Below are 16,704 nucleotides of genomic sequence, written 5' to 3' on the forward strand. Positions count from 1 at the left end.
CGGGTGCCCCTTTCTTGCCCCCCCCCCCCCCCCCCTCCCCCCCCCTCCCCCCCCCTCCCCCCCCCCCCCCCCCCCCCCCCCCTCTCCCCTCCCCCCCCCCCCCCCCCCCCCCCCCCCCCCCCCCCCCCCCGCCCCGGGTCACTCGCCCGCCAGCACCGCCCGAAGCTGGTCCAGGCCCCAGTCCAGGTCCTCCTTGCTGATCACCAGCGGCGGGGCGATCCGGATCGTCGAACCGTGCGTGTCCTTGACCAGGACACCGCGGTCCATGAGCTTCTCGGAGATCTCCCGGCCGGTGCCGTGCGAAGGGGCGATGTCGATCCCGGCCCAGAGGCCGCGCCCGCGCACCGCCTGCACCGCGCCGCCGCCCACCATCAGCCCCAGCTCGTGGTGCAGATGCTCGCCCAGCTCGGTGGCGCGCTGCTGGAACTCGCCGGTGCGCAGCATCGCGATGACCTCCAGCGCCACCGCACAGGCCAGCGGATTGCCGCCGAACGTCGAGCCGTGCTCCCCCGGCTGGTAGACGCCGAGCACCTCGGTGGAGGACACGACCGCCGACACCGGCACGACACCGCCGCCCAGCGCCTTGCCCAGGATGTACATGTCGGGGACGACACCCTCGTGCTCGCAGGCGAACGTGCGGCCGGTGCGGCCCAGGCCGGACTGGATCTCGTCCGCGATGAACAGCACGTTCCGCTCGCGGGTCAGCTCACGGACGCCGGCGAGATAGCCCGCCGGCGGCACCAGCACGCCGGCCTCGCCCTGGATCGGCTCCAGCAGCACCGCCACCGTGTTCGCGCTGACCGCGGCGTGCAGTGCGGTGAGATCGCCGTACGGGACGATCTCGAAGCCCGGCGTGTACGGACCGAAGTCGGCCCGTGCCTCGGGGTCGGTGGAGAAGCTGACGATCGTCGTCGTCCGGCCGTGGAAGTTGTTCGCCGCGACAACGATCTTCGCCTGCCCGGGCGGGACGCCCTTGACCTTGTACCCCCACTTGCGGGCGGTTTTCACAGCGGTCTCCACCGCCTCCGCCCCGGTGTTCATCGGCAGCACCATCTCCATGCCGCACAGCTCCGCGAGCTGCGTACAGAAGTCGGCGAACCGGTCGTGGTGGAACGCGCGCGAGGTCAGCGTCACCCGCTCCAGCTGGGCCTTCGCAGCATCGATCAGCCGCCGGTTGCCATGGCCGAAGTTGAGCGCCGAGTACCCGGCGAGCATGTCGAGGAAGCGCCGCCCCTCGACATCGGTCATCCACGCACCGTCCGCCGAGGCGACGACGACGGGCAGCGGGTGGTAGTTGTGGGCGCTGTGCGCCTCCGCGGAGGCGATCGCTCTCTCCGTTGCAGACACGGGGTCTCCGTTCGTCCTGCGGCATGGGTCGCTGGGTCGGACCAGGGCCTGGGATGGTGCCCCTTTCTATCGTCGCTCGGTCACCGGGTGAAGAAACATTGAGCTTCTGTCGCGGCTCGCCGGAGGCCTTCCCGTTTGCCTGGGGTTTCTGAACCCGTGACCGGGCTCTGGGGCCGCCGCGAGTAGGGTGGGCGGTACGCACGGCGACTGGCGTACGCGGAACGAACCGCGGGGAAGCCGTGTGCGGCAGAACCTACGAGGTGCCGCCCGCCTGGGCACCCCGGGAACCGAATTCCCGCGTGGGTGCCGCCCGCCCCCTGCCTCCGGCGGGGGAAGCCCCAGCTGCACCCGGGACACCGACCGCCTGCCCCGGAGGACGCCATGACTCTTCCCGTTCAGCACAACCATCCCGCGCTCACCGCCGCCGACCCCGAACTGGCCGCGCTCGTCGGTGCCGAGGAGCGGCTGCAGGCCGACACCCTGCGGCTCATCCCCAGCGAGAACTATGTCTCGCACGCCGTGCTCGAAGCCTCCGGAACCGTCCTCCAGAACAAGTACAGCGAGGGCTACCCCGGCCGCCGTTACTACGAGGGCCAGCAGAACATCGACCAGGTCGAGACGCTCGCCATCGCCCGGGCCAAGGCCCTCTTCGGCGTCGACCACGCCAATGTCCAGCCCTACTCCGGCTCCCCGGCCAACCTCGCCGTCTATCTCGCCTTCGCCGAGCCCGGCGACACCGTGATGGGCATGGCCCTGCCGATGGGCGGCCACCTCACTCACGGCTGGGGTGTGTCCGCCACCGGCAAGTGGTTCCGCGGCGTCCAGTACGGCGTGCGACAGGACACCGGCCTCATCGATTTCGACGAGGTACGCGAACTGGCCCTCAAGGAGCGGCCGAAGATCATCTTCTGCGGGGGCACCGCGCTGCCCCGCACCATCGACTTCGCGGCCTTCGCCGAGATCGCCCGCGAGTCCGGCGCCGTGCTCGTCGCCGATGTCGCGCACATCGCCGGCCTGATCGCGGGCGGCGCCCACCCCTCGCCGGTCCCGCACGCCGACGTGATCTCCACGACCACCCACAAGACGCTGCGCGGGCCGCGTGGCGCCATGCTGATGTGCCGCGAGGAACACGCCAAGGCCATCGACAAGGCCGTCTTCCCCGGCCTCCAGGGCGGCCCGCACAACCAGACCACGGCCGCCATCGCGGTCGCCCTGCACGAGGCGGCCCAGCCCTCCTTCCGTGACTACGCGCACGCGGTCGTCGCCAACGCCAAGGCCCTCGCCGAGGAGCTGCTCGCCCGCGGATTCGACCTGGTCTCCGGCGGCACCGACAACCATCTGATCCTGATGGACCTCACCCCCAAGGACGTCCCGGGCAAGGTCGCGGCGAAGGCCCTGGACCGGGCCGGGATCGTGGTGAACTACAACACCGTGCCCTACGACCCCCGGAAGCCCTTCGACCCCTCCGGCGTCCGCATCGGCACCCCCTCCCTCACCTCGCGCGGACTCACCTCCGAGCACATGCCAGCGGTCGCCGACTGGATCGACCGTGGCGTCACCGCCGCCCACACGGGCGACGAGGACGCACTGGCCGCCATCCGGGCCGAGGTCGCGAACCTGATGTCCGCCTTCCCCGCCCCCGGCCTGCCGGCCTGACCCGAGGGCGCCCAGCCCCTGTCCGGCGGCCTCGCTCCGTGCTGATCCCGGGCGCGGGCGCCGTAGTTTCGAGCGCCCTGCGGGTGGGCTCCGAAGAGGCCCGGCACCGTCCGGCGGGCCCGAGTGTCCGTGCTCAACCGCCGGACGGGCTGAAACAGCCCTTCGGCGATTGAGCTGAGGGTCCCTCTACGCCCGCGGGCGCAGGGGGAGGGGCCCGGGGCGGCGCCCCGGGCCACCTGGGCCACCCGGGCCGCCGGTCTGAGCACCTAGGCCCTGTCCGGGCGATCTTGTCGGGCCCGCGACGCCGGCTACGGCACCTCGCTGCGTTGTCGCAGTCGCCCCAGTACGCCCAGTACGAGGGCGATCTCCCTCAGCTACCGCTGGGAGGTGCCCCCACCGCCTTGCGATGCACCGCATCCGACGCTGCGGCCTATTCCTCGAAGATGGCCCGGACAGGGCCTAGAGGTCCAGGAGCTGCCGGCGGGGCCCGGTGTCCCGCTCTGTGTCACGTCCGCCGGACAGCGGGCGCGGCAGGAGGCGGGCCGCGAGCGGCCGCAGCGCCAGCCCCAGCGCCGCACCGGCGACGAAGCCCGGTATCGCCCACCACCAGTCGGTGGGGTCACCGGCCGGCGCGGCTGTCCGGCCGGGCTGCTCCGCCGCCGCCCCGCCGGTCTCCCAGGACGATTGCGGGGAGATGCCCGGCCCACCCCGCGCGGTGCTCTTCTTGCCCATCACCCCGAGCTGCCTCAGCAGGGCCGTCAGCTCGGCCGGCTTGGCCGCCTTGTGCCACAGGCCGTTGTGCGACTCCGGAACATTGGACGCCGTGTGGATCCAGACCGTGCCCCCGTCGTCGGGCGGATAGACGCGGTCCACCCGCCATGGAGTGATGTCGTGGAGCATCCACGTCACATTGATCTGACGTATTCCCGTCATCGCGTCCAGGGTCGGCGGCCGGTTCGTCTCGCCCGAGGAGCCGGAGCCCAGCAGCGCGGACAGCCGGTCGTACTCCGCATTCGAGTAGTAGAGCCCCGCCGTCTCCCCGCTCTCCGGGGAGGAGATCAGCACACTCGTCGGCCCCCCGGCCAGCGCGCCCGGTGCGAGGAACAGGGCCGCGGCCAGGCTCATGGCGAGCAGCGCCACCAGCGCGGCAAGTCGTCGTAGCAGTCGCATGCTTCCCCCTGCCGACGCCATGACCGGTCCGGACCGTCCGTACCGCGCCGGCGTCACTTCTGGTACACCGCCCGAGCCCTCCGGGTTCCCACTCCACGGCGACCAGTTTCCGGCGGCTTTCCGTCCGCCTTCCGGCGGCCTTCCGTCCGTTTTCGGGCGGCCTCCGTCCGTTTCCCGGCCGCTTTCCGGACGCCGGTCACCGAGACGGCTCGGGGAGATCTCTGCCGGTCCTCACGGCGTGGACTCGGCGATCTCCCGGCCACGGGCGACGTCCGCCACGCCCTCCAGCCGCAGCGTCGTCCGCTCGTCGGCGGACATCCACAGCAGCGTCGGCCCCGCCGTCCGCCGCGCCTCGGTCCACTGCCGCCCGGTCCTGTCGGTCAGCGGGAACCGCAGCATGTGCGGTTCGGCGAACCACACCCCGAACCGCCCGCCGGACAGCTCCACCCCTTCCGGATGGACCTGGACCTGCTTGGTGAAGCCGAGGTCCAGACGTGCCGGGAACTCATCGAGCCGGACCGTCCCCGACGGCTGGTACCAGCAGAGGCTGATCGCCCTCCGGCCGCCGGGCACCACGCTCACCGACACCGCGTCCGGCTCGCCCAGTGCCGTCGGCACCCGTGCCGCGAAGCCGGCCCGCCGCGCGGCCTCGGCCGGGGCCACCGGGGAGGGGCACGGCGGCACCTTCGCGCCCGGCGAGGGTGTCGCCGACGGGTCGTAGCGCACCTCGATGCCGCCGAACCCGAACCAGTCCGCGACGGCGGCCCGCACCGGGGGCGTGAGCACCAGCACCACCAGCGCGCCCGACAGCGCGACGGTCAGCGCCCGCCGACGGCGCCGTATCCACGAGATCCACGAGATGCACGAGATCCGCGAGTTCCTCGGGAGCCGCGAGTTCCTCGAGGTCCACGGGACCCACGAGACCGCTCGCCCACGGACCGGCTCCGGCACGGGCACCCGCACCGAATCCGCCACTATCCGGGCCAGCACGCGCTCGGCCATCGACTCCCCGTCGACGTCCGGGACCGGCAGGCGCCGGCCCAGCTCCCGCAGCTCGTCCCCAAGCCCGTCCCGCGGCTCGTCCCGAATCCCGTCCGGCAGCTCCCGCTCACCCATGACCGTCACCCCCTTCGGGGCCGTCCGGCAGCAGCCGCTCCAGCTTCCGCAGCGCGCGGTTCAACCGGGACTTGACCGTGCCGCGCGGCCAGCCGAGCGCCTGAGCCGTCTCCATCTCGTCCAGCTCCAGCAGATAGCGGTGGATCACGACCTGCCGCTGCTCCTCGCCCAGCGCGTCCAGGGCGGCGAGCAGCAGCCCGCGGCGCTCCTCCGCCACCGCCACGGCCGCCGGGTCCGCCGTGTCCGGTATCAGTGGCTCGGCGGCGCCCAGCAGCATCGCCTCGCGCCCCGCGAGCTCCCGCATCCGCACCGCCGACCGCACTGTGTTCCTCGTCTCATTGACGACGATCCGCAGCAGCCACGGCCGGAACGCCGAACCCTCCCGGAACCGGCCCAGTGACTGATACGCCTTGAAAAAGGCGGACTGCACCACGTCCTCCGCGTCGGCTCCGGCACCGCAGGCCACAGCGGCGCGCAGCGCCACCTGCGTATACGCGCGCACCAGCTCCGCGTACGCCTCGGGCTCCCCGGAACGCACGCGCGCGATCACCGCTGCCTCGTCGACGACGGTCAGAGTGCGGCCCCCCTCCAGGGTCCCCTCCCGCATTCCCACACTCTTGATACACCGCACACCGGCGATCGGTTCCCGTCCGGTCGGCGGTACCTGAGAGAATGCTGGACATGGCCTCTGACAGTCCTCGTGTGCTCTCCGGAATCCAGCCGACCGCAGGCTCGTTCCACCTCGGCAACTACCTCGGAGCGGTCCGCCAGTGGGTCGCGCTCCAGGAGACCCACGACGCCTTCTACATGGTCGTGGACCTGCACGCGATCACCGTTCCGCAGGACCCGGCCGAGCTGCGTGCCAACACACGGCTCGCCGCCGCCCAGCTGCTCGCCGCGGGCCTCGACCCCGAGCGCTGCACCCTGTTCGTCCAGAGCCATGTCCCCGAGCACGCCCAGCTCGGCTGGGTCATGAACTGTCTCACCGGCTTCGGCGAGGCGTCCCGGATGACCCAGTTCAAGGACAAGTCAGCCAAGCAGGGCGCGGACCGGGCCACCGTCGGCCTCTTCACGTACCCGATCCTCCAGGTCGCCGACATCCTGCTGTACCAGGCCGACCAGGTCCCGGTCGGCGAGGACCAGCGCCAGCACATCGAGCTCACCCGCGATCTCGCGGAGCGCTTCAACGGCCGCTTCGGCGAGACGTTCACGCTCCCGGCGCCGTACATCCTGAAGGAGACGGCGAAGATCTACGACCTGCAGGACCCGGGCATCAAGATGAGCAAGTCGGCGTCCACCCCCAAGGGCCTGATCAATCTGCTCGACGAGCCGAAGACGACCGCGAAGAAGGTCAAGAGCGCGGTGACCGACACGGACACGGTCATCCGCTTCGACCCGGCCGAGAAGCCCGGCGTCAGCAACCTGCTGACCATCTACTCCACCCTCACCGGTACGGGAATCGCGGATCTGGAGCAGAAGTACGAGGGCAAGGGCTACGGTGCGCTCAAGACCGACCTTGCCGAGGTGATGGTGGAGTTCGTCACTCCGTTCCGGGCCCGTACCCAGGAATACTTGGACGACACGGAGACCCTGGACTCCATCCTGGCCAAGGGTGCGGAGAAGGCCCGCGCGGTCGCCGCCGAGACCCTCGCCCAGACCTACGACCGGGTGGGCTTCCTGCCCGCCAAGCACTGAGTCCGCCGAGTCCAAGGACCCCGGCGGGCACCGAGTCCAAGGACCCTGGCGGGACCACTGCCGCAGCCGTCACACTGGCGGCTGCGCAGAGCATCGAAGACATCGAAACATCAGAACGTCAAGAACATCGAAAACCCGGACACCCGTTAGGAGAACGACGTGGGGACCGTAACGCTCGGCGTTTCGATCGCGGTCCCGGAGCCCTATGGCAGCCTGCTCCAGGAGCAGCGCGCGGGCTTCGGGGATCCCGCCGCCCACGGCATCCCCACGCATGTCACCCTCCTCCCGCCCACCGAGGCCGACGCGTCCGCCCTGCCGGCGGTCGAGGCGCACCTCGTGCGGGTCGCGGCGACGGTCCGGCCGTTCCCGATGCGGCTGTCCGGCACCGGCACCTTCCGCCCGCTGTCGCCGGTCGTCTTCGTCAAGGTCGTCGAGGGTGCTTCCGCCTGCGCGCAGCTCCAGCAGCGCGTGCGGGACGCGTCGGGGCCGCTCGTGCGGGAGCTGCAGTTCCCGTACCACCCGCATGTGACGGTCGCGCACGCCATCGCCGAGGAGGCGATGGACCGGGCGTACGAGGAGCTGGCCGGGTACGAGGCGCGGTGGACCTGCACGTCCTTCGCGCTGTACGAGCAGGGCGCGGACGGGGTGTGGCGCAAGCTCCAGGAGTACGCGTTCGGGGGTGGCCAGAGCCTGCCCAACGTTCCGGCGCAGGGCGCCCCGGTGGACGAACCGGCCGCGACTCCCCGCTGACGCCGGCGCCTCCCGCACGGGGAGGCGCCCGCTCGGCCCACGAGGCGCCTGCTCGGCCCAGGCAGCGCCCGCTCGGCCCACGAAGCGCCGTCGCCGCACCGGCAGGGGCCGCCACACCAGAGGCGCCGTCTCACACCGGGAGGCGGCGGAACAGCGGCCGCGGCACATGCCGCAGCGCCGACATCACCACCCGCAGCGCCCCCGGCACCCACACCGTCTCCGAGCGCCGCCGCAGACCGCGCTCGATCGCTTCGGCGACCGCCTCGGGCGTCGTGGCCAGCGGCGCCTCCGCCAGCCCCGCCGTCATCTTCGACCGTACGAACCCGGGCCTGACCACCATGACGTGCACGCCCGTGCCGTGCAGCGCGTCGCCCAGGCCCTGGGCGAACGCGTCGAGGCCCGCCTTCGACGACCCGTAGATGAAGTTGGCGCGCCGGGCCCGCTCGCCCGCGACCGACGACAGCACGACGAGCGAGCCGTGGCCCTGGGCCTGCAGGGCGCCCGCGCAGACCAGCCCGGAGGAGACGGCCCCGGTGTAGTTGGTCTGGGCGACCCGGACCGCCGAGAGCGGCCGGGCCTCGTCGTGCGCCTGGTCGCCGAGGACGCCGAAGGCGAGCAGCACCATGTCGATATCGCCCTCCGTGAAGATCTTGCCGAGGGTCTCCTCGTGCTCGGTGGGGTCGAGCGCGTCGAAGGGGACCGTACGTACGTCCGCGCCCAGTTCCCGGAGACTGCCGGCGGCCGCGTCCAGGGCGGGGGAGGGGCGGGCGGCCAGCCAGACCTTGCGGGTGCGGCGGGCCACCAGCCGGCGCGCGGTGGCCAGGCCGATCTCCGACGTGCCGCCGAGGACGAGCAGGGACTGGGGGGTGCCGAAGGCGTCCTTCACGGTGCGCGCTCCTTCATCTCAGAGGTCGTGCCCGGCCCGTCCCGGAGGTCGTGGCCGGCCCGGCGGTCACAGGCGACTGCGGGGTCACAACGGGGGTCACACGGGGGTCCCAATGGGGGTCACAGCGAGAGTCGGCGGGACAGGTCCGACATGAACACTCCGCGCGGGTCCAGTTCGGCGCGCAGCGTCCGGAAGCGGTCGAGCCCGGGGTACATCGCGGCCAGCAGCTCCGGCCGCAGCCGCGCGTCCTTGGCCAGGTAGACCCGTCCGCCGGCCCCTGCCACGTCCTCGTCCAGCTGGTCGAGGAAGGCGTCGAGCCCGGGCAGCCGGGCCGGGATGTCCAGGGCCAGCGTCCAGCCGGCCATGGGGAACGACAGCCAGCCCGGGACGCCCTCGCCGAACCGCTTCAGCACGGCGAGGAATGCCGGGCAGCGGTGGTTCGCGATGCGCCGCACGATCCGGCGCAGCGCTTCCTCCTGGCCGTACCCGAGCACGAACTGGTACTGGACGAAGCCGCTGCGCCCGTAGATCCGGTTCCAGTGCGGGACCCCGTCGAGCGGATGGAAGAACGCGGAGATCTTCTGCAGCTCGCCCCTGCGTGCGCGCGGCGCCCTGCGGTACCAGAGCTCGTTGAAGAGGGCGACGGACGTCTGACCGAGCAGTCTTTCCGGTACGAAGCGGGGGGCGGCGGGGAAGCGGCCCGGGCGGAACTCCAGAGGCTGGCGCAGCGCGCGCGGCGGGAGCGCGTCGAGCGGCGCGTGCTCCCCGCGGGTGAGCACCGAGCGGCCCGTCGCCGCGCCCCGTGCGAGGAGGTCGATCCACGCGACCGAGTAGCGGTAGCGGTGGTCGCCGGTGGTGAGCCGGGCCATCAAGTCGTCCAGGTCGGCGGCCCGTTCGGTGTCGACGGACATCAGTGACGTCTCGACGCGGTGGAGTTGCAGTGTGGCGGAGAGGATCACTCCGGTCAGGCCCATGCCGCCCGCCGTCGCGTCGAAGAGGTCGGTGCCGGGGATCACCGTACGCAGCTCGCCGTCGGCCGTGAGCAGTTCCAGGGAGAGGACATGGCGGGAGAACGAGCCCGAGACATGGTGGTTCTTGCCGTGGATGTCGGCGCCGATGGCGCCGCCGACCGTCACGTAGCGGGTCCCGGGCGTGACCGGCACGAACCAGCCGAGCGGCAGCAGCACCTCCATCAGCCGGTGCAGGCTGACTCCCGCGTCGCACACCACGACGCCCCGCTCGGCGTCGATGGTGCGGATCCGGGCGAGGCCGGTCATGTCGAGGACCGCGCCGCCCGCGTTCTGCGCCGCGTCGCCGTACGCCCGGCCGAGGCCGCGCGCGATGGAGCCGCGCGCCCCGCAGCCGCGTACCGCCGCCGCGGCCTCCTCGTACGTACGGGGGCGGACGAGCAGCGCGGTCGTGGGGGCGGTGCGGCCCCAGCCGGTCACCGCGACCGGCAGGCCGTCGTCGCCGGCGGGCTGCTCGGGCTGCTCTGGCACGAAGGACGAGGGCCCGCCCTCCACCGGGTACGAGGGGGCGCCGGGCGCGCCCGGCGCGTGGACGGAGCCGGGGACGGCGGAGGAGTCGGCAGACATGCGTGCGACGCTATCGCCCTTTATGGGCGGTTCATCCCCAATGCTCGTGGACTCGCCGAAACGGGTGATTAAAGGGGTGTCATTAAAGATGGCCACAAATGTCGACCTTGTGTTGAGAAGAGTCACTCCTGATCCATGGAAAGGGGTGGCAGATGCGAAAGGTCGACAGGGCGGACCGCTCGGACAGGGCTTTCCGGTCCGGCTGGCCGGGCCGGTCGGGATGGTCAGGCGTCGATCGCCGGCTGCTGGCCGCGATGCGGGACTGCGGAAGGGAACCGCGGGTGGCCGCGGCGGCCCGCGCGTTGTCGCACAGCGGCGAGCACGCCGCGCTGTGGATCGCCGCGGGCCTCCTCTGCGCGGCGGCCGACCCGGAGCGGCGCAGCGGCTGGCTGCGCGGCACCGCGCTGATCGGTGCGGCCCATGTCGCGAGCATGGGCGTCAAACAGGTGGTGCGCCGGCCCCGCCCCGAACCGCCGGTGTACGAACCGCTCGTACGCACCGCGAGCCGGCACTCCTTCCCCAGCTCGCACGCCACCTCCGCGGCCGCCGCCGCCGTCGCCTTCGGAGCACTGAGCCCGGCCGGTCGCCGGCTGGTGCCGCCGCTGGCCGCCGCGATGTGCGTGTCCCGGCTGGTCGTCGGGGTCCACTACCCGACCGACGTGGCCGCCGGCGCCCTCCTCGGGGGCCTCACGGCAGGGCTGGGCGGCGCGTGGCTGGGGGCCGGGCAGAACGCCGGCGCCGCGCTGCTCCGGGCCCCGGGCCGGCACATGGTCCGGCACCCGTTCCGGAGCCGGGGCCGCGCGACGAGCAGCGCCGCCTCGGGGCTGCGCCCCGGTGCCGGGGGCACCCATGTCTGAGCGCAGCACCGCACTGCTGGACCAGCCGGGACGCCGGCCCGAGGGGCCCACGCCCGTCAGGATCAGGCCGTTGAGTCTGCCCCTCGGGCTGATCAGGACGGTACGGCCACGCCAGTGGATCAAGAACGTGCTGGTCGCGGCGGCCCCGGCGGCCGCCGGAGAGCTGTTCTCCCGGCACACGGCCTTCCAACTGGCAGTCGTCTTCACCTTGTTCACGGCCGCCGCCTCCGCCGTGTACCTGATCAACGACGCTCTCGACGCCGAGGCCGACCGGGCCCACCCGGTGAAGTGCACGCGCCCGGTGGCCGCCGGGCAGGTACCCGTACCGGTCGCCTACGCGGCAGGGGCGGTTCTCGGGGCCGCCGCGATCGCCGCCGCGGTGGTCCTGTGCAACGCGATGACCGCAGCGCTGCTGACCGGGTACGTCGTGATGCAGCTCGCCTACTGCGTGCGCCTCAAGCATGTCCTCGTCGTCGACCTGGCGATCGTCACTACCGGATTCCTGATGCGCGCGATGATCGGAGGTGTGGCGCTGTCCATCCCGCTGTCCCGCTGGTTCCTGATCACCACCGGCTTCGGCGCGCTCTTCATGGTGGCCGCCAAGCGGTACTCGGAAGCCGTGGAGATGGCGGGCTCGGACGGCGCGACCCGGGCGCTGCTCACCTCGTACACCACCGGATATCTCCGCTTCGTCTGGCAGTTGGCGGCCGGGGTCGCGGTCCTCGGCTACTGCCTGTGGGCGCTGGAGAGCGGCGGCACCGCCAACGGCTCGCTGCTGCCCTGGCGTCAGCTCTCGATGGTCGCGTTCATCCTCGCGGTGCTGCGGTACGCGGTCTTCGCCGATCGTGGCGCCGCCGGAGCCCCCGAGGACGTGGTCCTCCGCGACCGCCCGCTCGCCGTCATCGGACTCGTCTGGCTGGGGATCTACGCCATGGCGGTCGCGGACCTGTGAGCGGACCCATGAGCGGACCCGTGAGCGGGCCGGTGCCCGGGCCCATGAGCGGACCGGTGCGCGGGCCTCTGGTCGCGCGGGCGACGGAGCTGCTGTCGTTCGCCCTGGTCGGACTCTGTGCGTACGCCGCCGACCTCGCCCTCTTCCTGGCGCTGCGCGGCCCGGCCGGCTGGGAACCACTCCCCGCGAAAGCCCTCTCCTTCGTTGCCGGGTGCACCGTCGCCTATCTCGGCAACGCCCTCGGGACGTACGGCGGACGGCACGGCGGAGGACACGCCGGACGGTACGGCGGAGGACACGCCGCACGCCGCGTCGCCTGGCGGGAGTACGCCGTCTTCTTCGGCGTCAACGCGGCCGGCGCCCTCGTGCAGCTGCTCTGCCTCGCCGCCTCCCACTACGGACTCGGCCTCACCTCGCCCCGCGCGGACACCGTCTCCGGGCTCGGCGTCGGTATGGCCCTCGCCACCTGTCTGCGCTTCTGGGGCACGAGAACCCTCGTATTCGGATCAGGCTTACCGCGGGAGGGAAGACGTACGCCATGGACTGGCTGACCCGACTTTCCGTCATCGGCCCGCTCGTGCAGCGGCTGATGCGGACCCACGCCTGGCGTTCGTACGAAACGCTCGAGGAGGCGCGCTGGACCCGGCTCGCGGCCGCGATCACCTTCATCAGCTTTCTCGCGCTCTTCCCGCTGATCACGGTCGCCGCGGCGATCGGTGCCGCGCTGCTCAGCAAGGACCGGCTCAAGGAGATCGAGGACAAGCTCGCCGAACAGGTGCCCGGCATCTCGGAACAGCTCAACCTCGGCGCACTCGTGGACAACGCGGGCACGGTCGGCCTGATCGCCGGTGCGCTGCTGCTGCTCGCCGGGATCGGCTGGATCGGCTCGATGCGGGAGTGCCTGCGCGTCGTCTGGGGCCTCGACGACAAGGACGAGGGCAACCTGTTCGTACGCAAGGGCAAGGACGCGGTCGTCCTGCTCGGGCTGGGCGCGGTCGGCCTGGCTTCGTTCGCCGCCTCGGCCCTCGGCTCGAGCGCCGTCGGCTGGAGCGCGGACCGGCTCGGCATCGACCGCGACGGGGCGGGCGGCGTCCTGCTCCAGATCGCCGCCCTCGCCGTCGCGGCCCTCGCCGACTTCGTGATGCTTCTGTACGTGCTGACGCTGCTGCCCGGCGTGCATCCGCCGCGCGGCCGGCTGATCGTCGCGGCGCTGCTCGGAGCTGTCGGCTTCGAGCTGCTGAAGCTGCTGCTCAGCGGCTATATCTCGGGAGTTGCGGCGAACTCCATGTACGGCGCGTTCGGTGTACCGGTCGCGCTGCTGCTGTGGATCAACTTCACCGCGAAGCTGCTCCTGTACTGCGCGGCGTGGACGGCGACGGGCCGGGGCCCCGCCCCCGAGGTCGCTGGGGGCGGGGAGGACGCCCCCCGGAAGGGGCCTAGCGGCGCGGAAGGCGACGGACCAGATCCGGCAGCGGCCAGCGCCGGTTGACCAGGAACGCGGCCCCGGCGAGCAGCACGAGCACACCGCCGGTCACGGCGATCGCGACACCGACGCCGCTCGAACCACGGTCCGCCGTGGCGGAGGCCTTGGCCGGTCCCGGCCGGTTCTTCTTCCCGTCCTCGCCGGTCGACCCCGGCGAGGACTCGCTGGGCGGGCCCGAACGCGCGGACTTCGGCGGGACCAGCTCGCCGACCGGCTCCACCTTCCCGGCCGCCGCGAAACCCCAGTCGAAGAGGCGTGCGGTTTCCTTGTAGACCGCCTGGGGCTCCTCCGACGACGGGTTCATGACGGTGACGAGCAGCACCTTGCCGTCCCGCTCCGCGACACCGGTGAAGGTCGCGCCCGCGTGCGTGGTGTTGCCGTTCTTGACGCCCGCGATGCCCTCGTACGGGGTGATGCCCGACTCGCCGGTGAGGAGCCGGTTGGTGTTCTGGATCTCGAAGGTCTCGCGCTTCTTGCCCGGCTTCTGCTCGCCGGGGAACTTGGCACGGACGGTGGAGCAGTACTCCCGGAAGTCCTCCTTCTGCAGCCCGCTGCGGGCGAACAGAGTCAGGTCGTACGCGCTCGACACCTGGCCCGACTCGTCGTAACCGTCCGGCGTGACGACATGCGTGTCGAGGGCCTGCAGCTCGTCCGCGTGGTCCTGCATGTCCTCGACGGTCTTCTCGACACCGCCGTTCATCTCCGCCAGCACGTGGACGGCGTCGTTCCCCGAACGGAGGAACACCCCGAGCCACAGATCGTGGACGGAGTACGTGTACTTCTCCTTGACCCCGACGAGGCTGCTGCCCTCGCCGACACCGGCCAGGTCGCGGTTCGAGACCGTGTACTCCTGATCCTTGGGCAGCTTGGGCAGCACGGTGTCCGCGAAGAGCATCTTCAGAGTGGAGGCGGGAGGCAGCTGCCAGTGCGCGTTGTGAGCGGCGAGCACCTCACCGCTCTCCGCGTCCGCGACGATCCAGGACCGGCCCGTCACGTCCTTCGGAAGGACGGGCGCGCCGGGCGCGAGATTGACCTGGGTGCCCGGCTTGCCGAGCTGAGTGCCGCCGACCGTGGACATGACCGCCGGTGGCTTCGGGGCCTTGTCGTCCTGCTTGTCGGCCTTGGCGGCCGCGGTCGCGGGCACGGCGGTGAGTGCGGGCAACAACGTGGCGGCGGCGACCGTCAATGCGGTCTTCTTCAAAGCAGACACGGACGAGAACGTACATGGAGTTGACGCGGATGCTGACACCGGCGGGGTGACCCGCCGCGAGTACCGCCGGGACAGCCCATCGCGGGAGCCGGCCGGCCCCTGGGGCGCGGCGGCCGGACCCCGCCACACCCGCGCGCAGGACGACGGTGATACTGAGTCCATGAAGCTCAGCCGCCCCGTCTCCTGGTTCCTGCTCGCATTCGGGGTGTGGAGCTGGTTCATCTGGATCTCTTTCGTCAAGAACCTGTGGAAGGACAGCAGCGGGCTCGCTTTCGACGACGCGGGGGAACCCACGGCGTACTTCTGGGTCCATCTGCTGCTCGCCATCACGTCCTTTCTCCTGGGGACGGCGGTCGGAGTGATCGGGTTGCGTGGCGTACGCGCATTGCGGCGCGAACGTGACGCAGACGCAGAAGCAGACGCGGACAAGCGATAAGCGACAAGCGATAGGCGATAGGCGACAAGCGTGAGGGGAACGGCTGCCGTGCTGCTCGTCCTGCTGGTGATGGTCGCGGTGCTCGCCCTGCTGGGCGGCGTCCACTGGTACGTCTGGCGGCGTCTCGTCCGCGACACGACGGCGAGCGGCGGCGCCGCCCGCCGCGCGGGCACGGTCGCGGTGATCGTGCTGCCCCTGCTCTCCGTCGGCGCCCTCACCGCCGGCCGCGCCGGCGCCCCCTTCTGGCTCCAGCAGACCCTGGCCTGGCCGGGCTACCTCTGGCTCGCCACGCTTCTCTACCTGACGCTCGCCCTCCTTGTGGGCGAGGTGGCCCGCCCCCTCCTGCGCCGCGCCCTCAGCCGCCGGGCTGACGCCCCCTCAGCGCACGGTGGGGCAGCGGGTTCGCCGGGCGCCGTCACGGCAGGTGCCGCCGGGAACACCGGCGCGGTGAGCGCGCCTCTCGGCGGAGCCGCGGTGGCCGACGGCGGCGCGGACGCCGAGGCCTCGCGCGGTGCTGTCGGCACGGCCGTTGCCGACGCGGCCGTGGCCGATGTCACGGGCGCCGGGCCCGACGCGGCTGCGGGCGCCGGCCCCGACGGCCGGACCGACGTGGAGCCCGCGCAGGCCGCGGACCGCGTTCCCGCGGGGCGCGACATGTCGCGGCGGCTGTTCGTCGCGCGGGTCGTCGGTGGCGCCGCGGCCGCCGCGGCGGTGGGCACCGTCGGGTACGGGACGTACGGAGTGCTGCGCGGGCCGAGCGTGAAGCGGGTCACCGTTCCGCTCGCGAAGCTGGCGCGCGGGGCGCACGGCTACCGGATCGCCGTCGTGAGCGACATCCATATCGGCCCCGTCCTCGGCCGTGCGCACACCCAGCGGATCGTGGACGCCATCAACGCCACCCAGCCCGACCTCGTCGCCGTCGTCGGCGACCTCGTCGACGGCAGCGTCGCCGACCTCGGCCGGGCCGCCGAGCCGCTCGCCCGGCTGCGGGCACGGCACGGGTCCTTCTTCGTCACCGGGAACCACGAGTACTTCTCGGGCGCCGACGCCTGGGTCGACCACGTACGCGAACTCGGCCTCACTCCCCTCCGCAACGACCGCGTCGAGATCGCCGGGTTCGACCTCGCCGGGGTCGACGACGTCGCGGGCGAGAGCGAGGGCCAGGGGCCCGACTTCGTCCGGGCGCTCGGCGACCGCGACCGCACCCGCGCCGCGGTGCTGCTCGCCCATCAGCCGGTGGTCATCCACGACGCCGTACGCCACGGCGTGGACCTCCAGTTGTCCGGACACACCCACGGCGGCCAGCTCTGGCCCGGCAACTACCTCGCCGAACTGGCCAATCCGACCGTCGCCGGGCTGGAACAGTACGGCGACACCCAGCTCTACGTGTCGCGCGGCGCCGGTGCCTGGGGCCCGCCCGTACGCGTCGGCGCGCCCTCCGACATCACCGTCGTCGAACTCGCCTCCCGGCACGCCTGACAGTTCCCTTTGAGGTAAGGGAATCTCCCTCCGCCCGTTAACTCCGTGTGATTGGCTGAGCACCATCACGAT

At 72.2% G+C, this 16,704-nt stretch carries 16 protein-coding genes and 1 riboswitch; of the genes, 9 read left to right on the forward strand and 7 right to left on the reverse strand.

Annotated features, from left to right (window positions below):
• Positions 1 to 138: 138 nt before the first annotated feature.
• Complete coding sequence (gene rocD / locus AC0699_RS03780; RefSeq protein WP_453658963.1) at positions 139 to 1,347, reverse strand: ornithine--oxo-acid transaminase; 1,209 nt, start codon at positions 1,345 to 1,347, stop codon at positions 139 to 141.
• Between the two features lie 193 nt (positions 1,348 to 1,540).
• A riboswitch (ZMP/ZTP riboswitch) is annotated at positions 1,541 to 1,631 on the forward strand.
• 97 nt (positions 1,632 to 1,728) lie between these two features.
• Between rocD and AC0699_RS03785 the strand changes: the two genes are divergently transcribed.
• Positions 1,729 to 3,003, forward strand: coding sequence for a serine hydroxymethyltransferase (locus AC0699_RS03785; protein WP_478655196.1), 1,275 nt, complete (start codon positions 1,729 to 1,731; stop codon positions 3,001 to 3,003).
• A 459-nt stretch (positions 3,004 to 3,462) separates the two neighbouring features.
• Here AC0699_RS03785 and AC0699_RS03790 read toward each other — a convergent pair whose 3' ends face one another.
• The 3 genes from AC0699_RS03790 to AC0699_RS03800 all read right to left on the reverse strand — a co-directional run bounded on the left by AC0699_RS03790 (position 3,463) and on the right by AC0699_RS03800 (position 5,896).
• On the reverse strand, positions 3,463 to 4,173 hold the full coding sequence (locus AC0699_RS03790; protein WP_478655198.1) for a hypothetical protein: 711 nt from the start codon (positions 4,171 to 4,173) through the stop codon (positions 3,463 to 3,465).
• Between the two features lie 231 nt (positions 4,174 to 4,404).
• A complete protein-coding gene (locus AC0699_RS03795; RefSeq protein WP_478655201.1) occupies positions 4,405 to 5,289 on the reverse strand; it encodes a hypothetical protein in 885 nt (294 codons plus the stop codon).
• Complete coding sequence (locus AC0699_RS03800) at positions 5,282 to 5,896, reverse strand: RNA polymerase sigma factor (protein WP_478655203.1); 615 nt, start codon at positions 5,894 to 5,896, stop codon at positions 5,282 to 5,284. Before AC0699_RS03800 ends, AC0699_RS03795 begins: the two co-directional genes overlap by 8 nt.
• A 74-nt stretch (positions 5,897 to 5,970) precedes the next feature.
• On the opposite strand from AC0699_RS03800, the gene trpS reads away from it, so the two are divergent.
• Both trpS and AC0699_RS03810 read left to right on the forward strand, forming a co-directional pair.
• Positions 5,971 to 6,984 carry a tryptophan--tRNA ligase gene (gene trpS, locus AC0699_RS03805; protein WP_478655204.1) on the forward strand — a complete coding sequence of 338 codons (1,014 nt, stop codon included), beginning with the start codon at positions 5,971 to 5,973 and terminating at the stop codon, positions 6,982 to 6,984.
• Between the two features lie 159 nt (positions 6,985 to 7,143).
• Positions 7,144 to 7,734 (forward strand): 2'-5' RNA ligase family protein, encoded by a 591-nt coding sequence (locus AC0699_RS03810; RefSeq protein WP_478655206.1) that lies wholly within the window; start codon positions 7,144 to 7,146, stop codon positions 7,732 to 7,734.
• Positions 7,735 to 7,864: 130 nt separating this feature from the next.
• Here the strand turns inward: AC0699_RS03810 and AC0699_RS03815 are convergent, their stop codons facing one another.
• Together AC0699_RS03815 and AC0699_RS03820 are read right to left on the reverse strand one after the other, a co-directional pair.
• Positions 7,865 to 8,620 (reverse strand): SDR family NAD(P)-dependent oxidoreductase, encoded by a 756-nt coding sequence (locus tag AC0699_RS03815; protein WP_453658956.1) that lies wholly within the window; start codon positions 8,618 to 8,620, stop codon positions 7,865 to 7,867.
• Between the two features lie 119 nt (positions 8,621 to 8,739).
• Positions 8,740 to 10,215 (reverse strand): FAD-binding oxidoreductase, encoded by a 1,476-nt coding sequence (locus tag AC0699_RS03820; protein WP_478655208.1) that lies wholly within the window; start codon positions 10,213 to 10,215, stop codon positions 8,740 to 8,742.
• Between the two features lie 152 nt (positions 10,216 to 10,367).
• Between AC0699_RS03820 and AC0699_RS03825 the strand changes: the two genes are divergently transcribed.
• The 4 genes from AC0699_RS03825 to AC0699_RS03840 are packed head-to-tail and all read left to right on the forward strand — an operon-like array spanning position 10,368 to position 13,513.
• Positions 10,368 to 11,072, forward strand: coding sequence for a phosphatase PAP2 family protein (locus tag AC0699_RS03825; RefSeq protein WP_478655210.1), 705 nt, complete (start codon positions 10,368 to 10,370; stop codon positions 11,070 to 11,072).
• Positions 11,065 to 12,024, forward strand: coding sequence for a decaprenyl-phosphate phosphoribosyltransferase (locus AC0699_RS03830; RefSeq protein WP_478655213.1), 960 nt, complete (start codon positions 11,065 to 11,067; stop codon positions 12,022 to 12,024). Before AC0699_RS03825 ends, AC0699_RS03830 begins: the two co-directional genes overlap by 8 nt.
• A gap of 8 nt (positions 12,025 to 12,032) precedes the next feature.
• Positions 12,033 to 12,575, forward strand: coding sequence for a GtrA family protein (locus AC0699_RS03835; protein ID WP_478655215.1), 543 nt, complete (start codon positions 12,033 to 12,035; stop codon positions 12,573 to 12,575).
• The gene (locus AC0699_RS03840) at positions 12,563 to 13,513 is read left to right on the forward strand and encodes a YihY/virulence factor BrkB family protein (RefSeq protein ID WP_478655217.1); all 951 of its coding nucleotides are present in this window, start codon (positions 12,563 to 12,565) and stop codon (positions 13,511 to 13,513) included. Before AC0699_RS03835 ends, AC0699_RS03840 begins: the two co-directional genes overlap by 13 nt.
• On the opposite strand, the gene AC0699_RS03845 is transcribed toward AC0699_RS03840, so the two are convergent.
• Positions 13,461 to 14,717, reverse strand: a complete 1,257-nt coding sequence (locus AC0699_RS03845) for a D-alanyl-D-alanine carboxypeptidase family protein (RefSeq protein WP_478655219.1) — start codon at positions 14,715 to 14,717, stop codon at positions 13,461 to 13,463. The genes AC0699_RS03840 and AC0699_RS03845 overlap by 53 nt on opposite strands.
• Positions 14,718 to 14,877: 160 nt before the next feature.
• Here AC0699_RS03845 and AC0699_RS03850 point away from each other — a divergent pair, with 160 nt between their 5' ends.
• Positions 14,878 to 15,153, forward strand: a complete 276-nt coding sequence (locus AC0699_RS03850) for an SCO4848 family membrane protein (RefSeq protein ID WP_478655221.1) — start codon at positions 14,878 to 14,880, stop codon at positions 15,151 to 15,153.
• A gap of 69 nt (positions 15,154 to 15,222) precedes the next feature.
• Complete coding sequence (locus AC0699_RS03855; protein WP_478655496.1) at positions 15,223 to 16,632, forward strand: metallophosphoesterase; 1,410 nt, start codon at positions 15,223 to 15,225, stop codon at positions 16,630 to 16,632.
• Positions 16,633 to 16,704 lie beyond the last annotated feature (72 nt).

This window comes from Streptomyces sp. NPDC043870 (assembly GCF_056435785.1).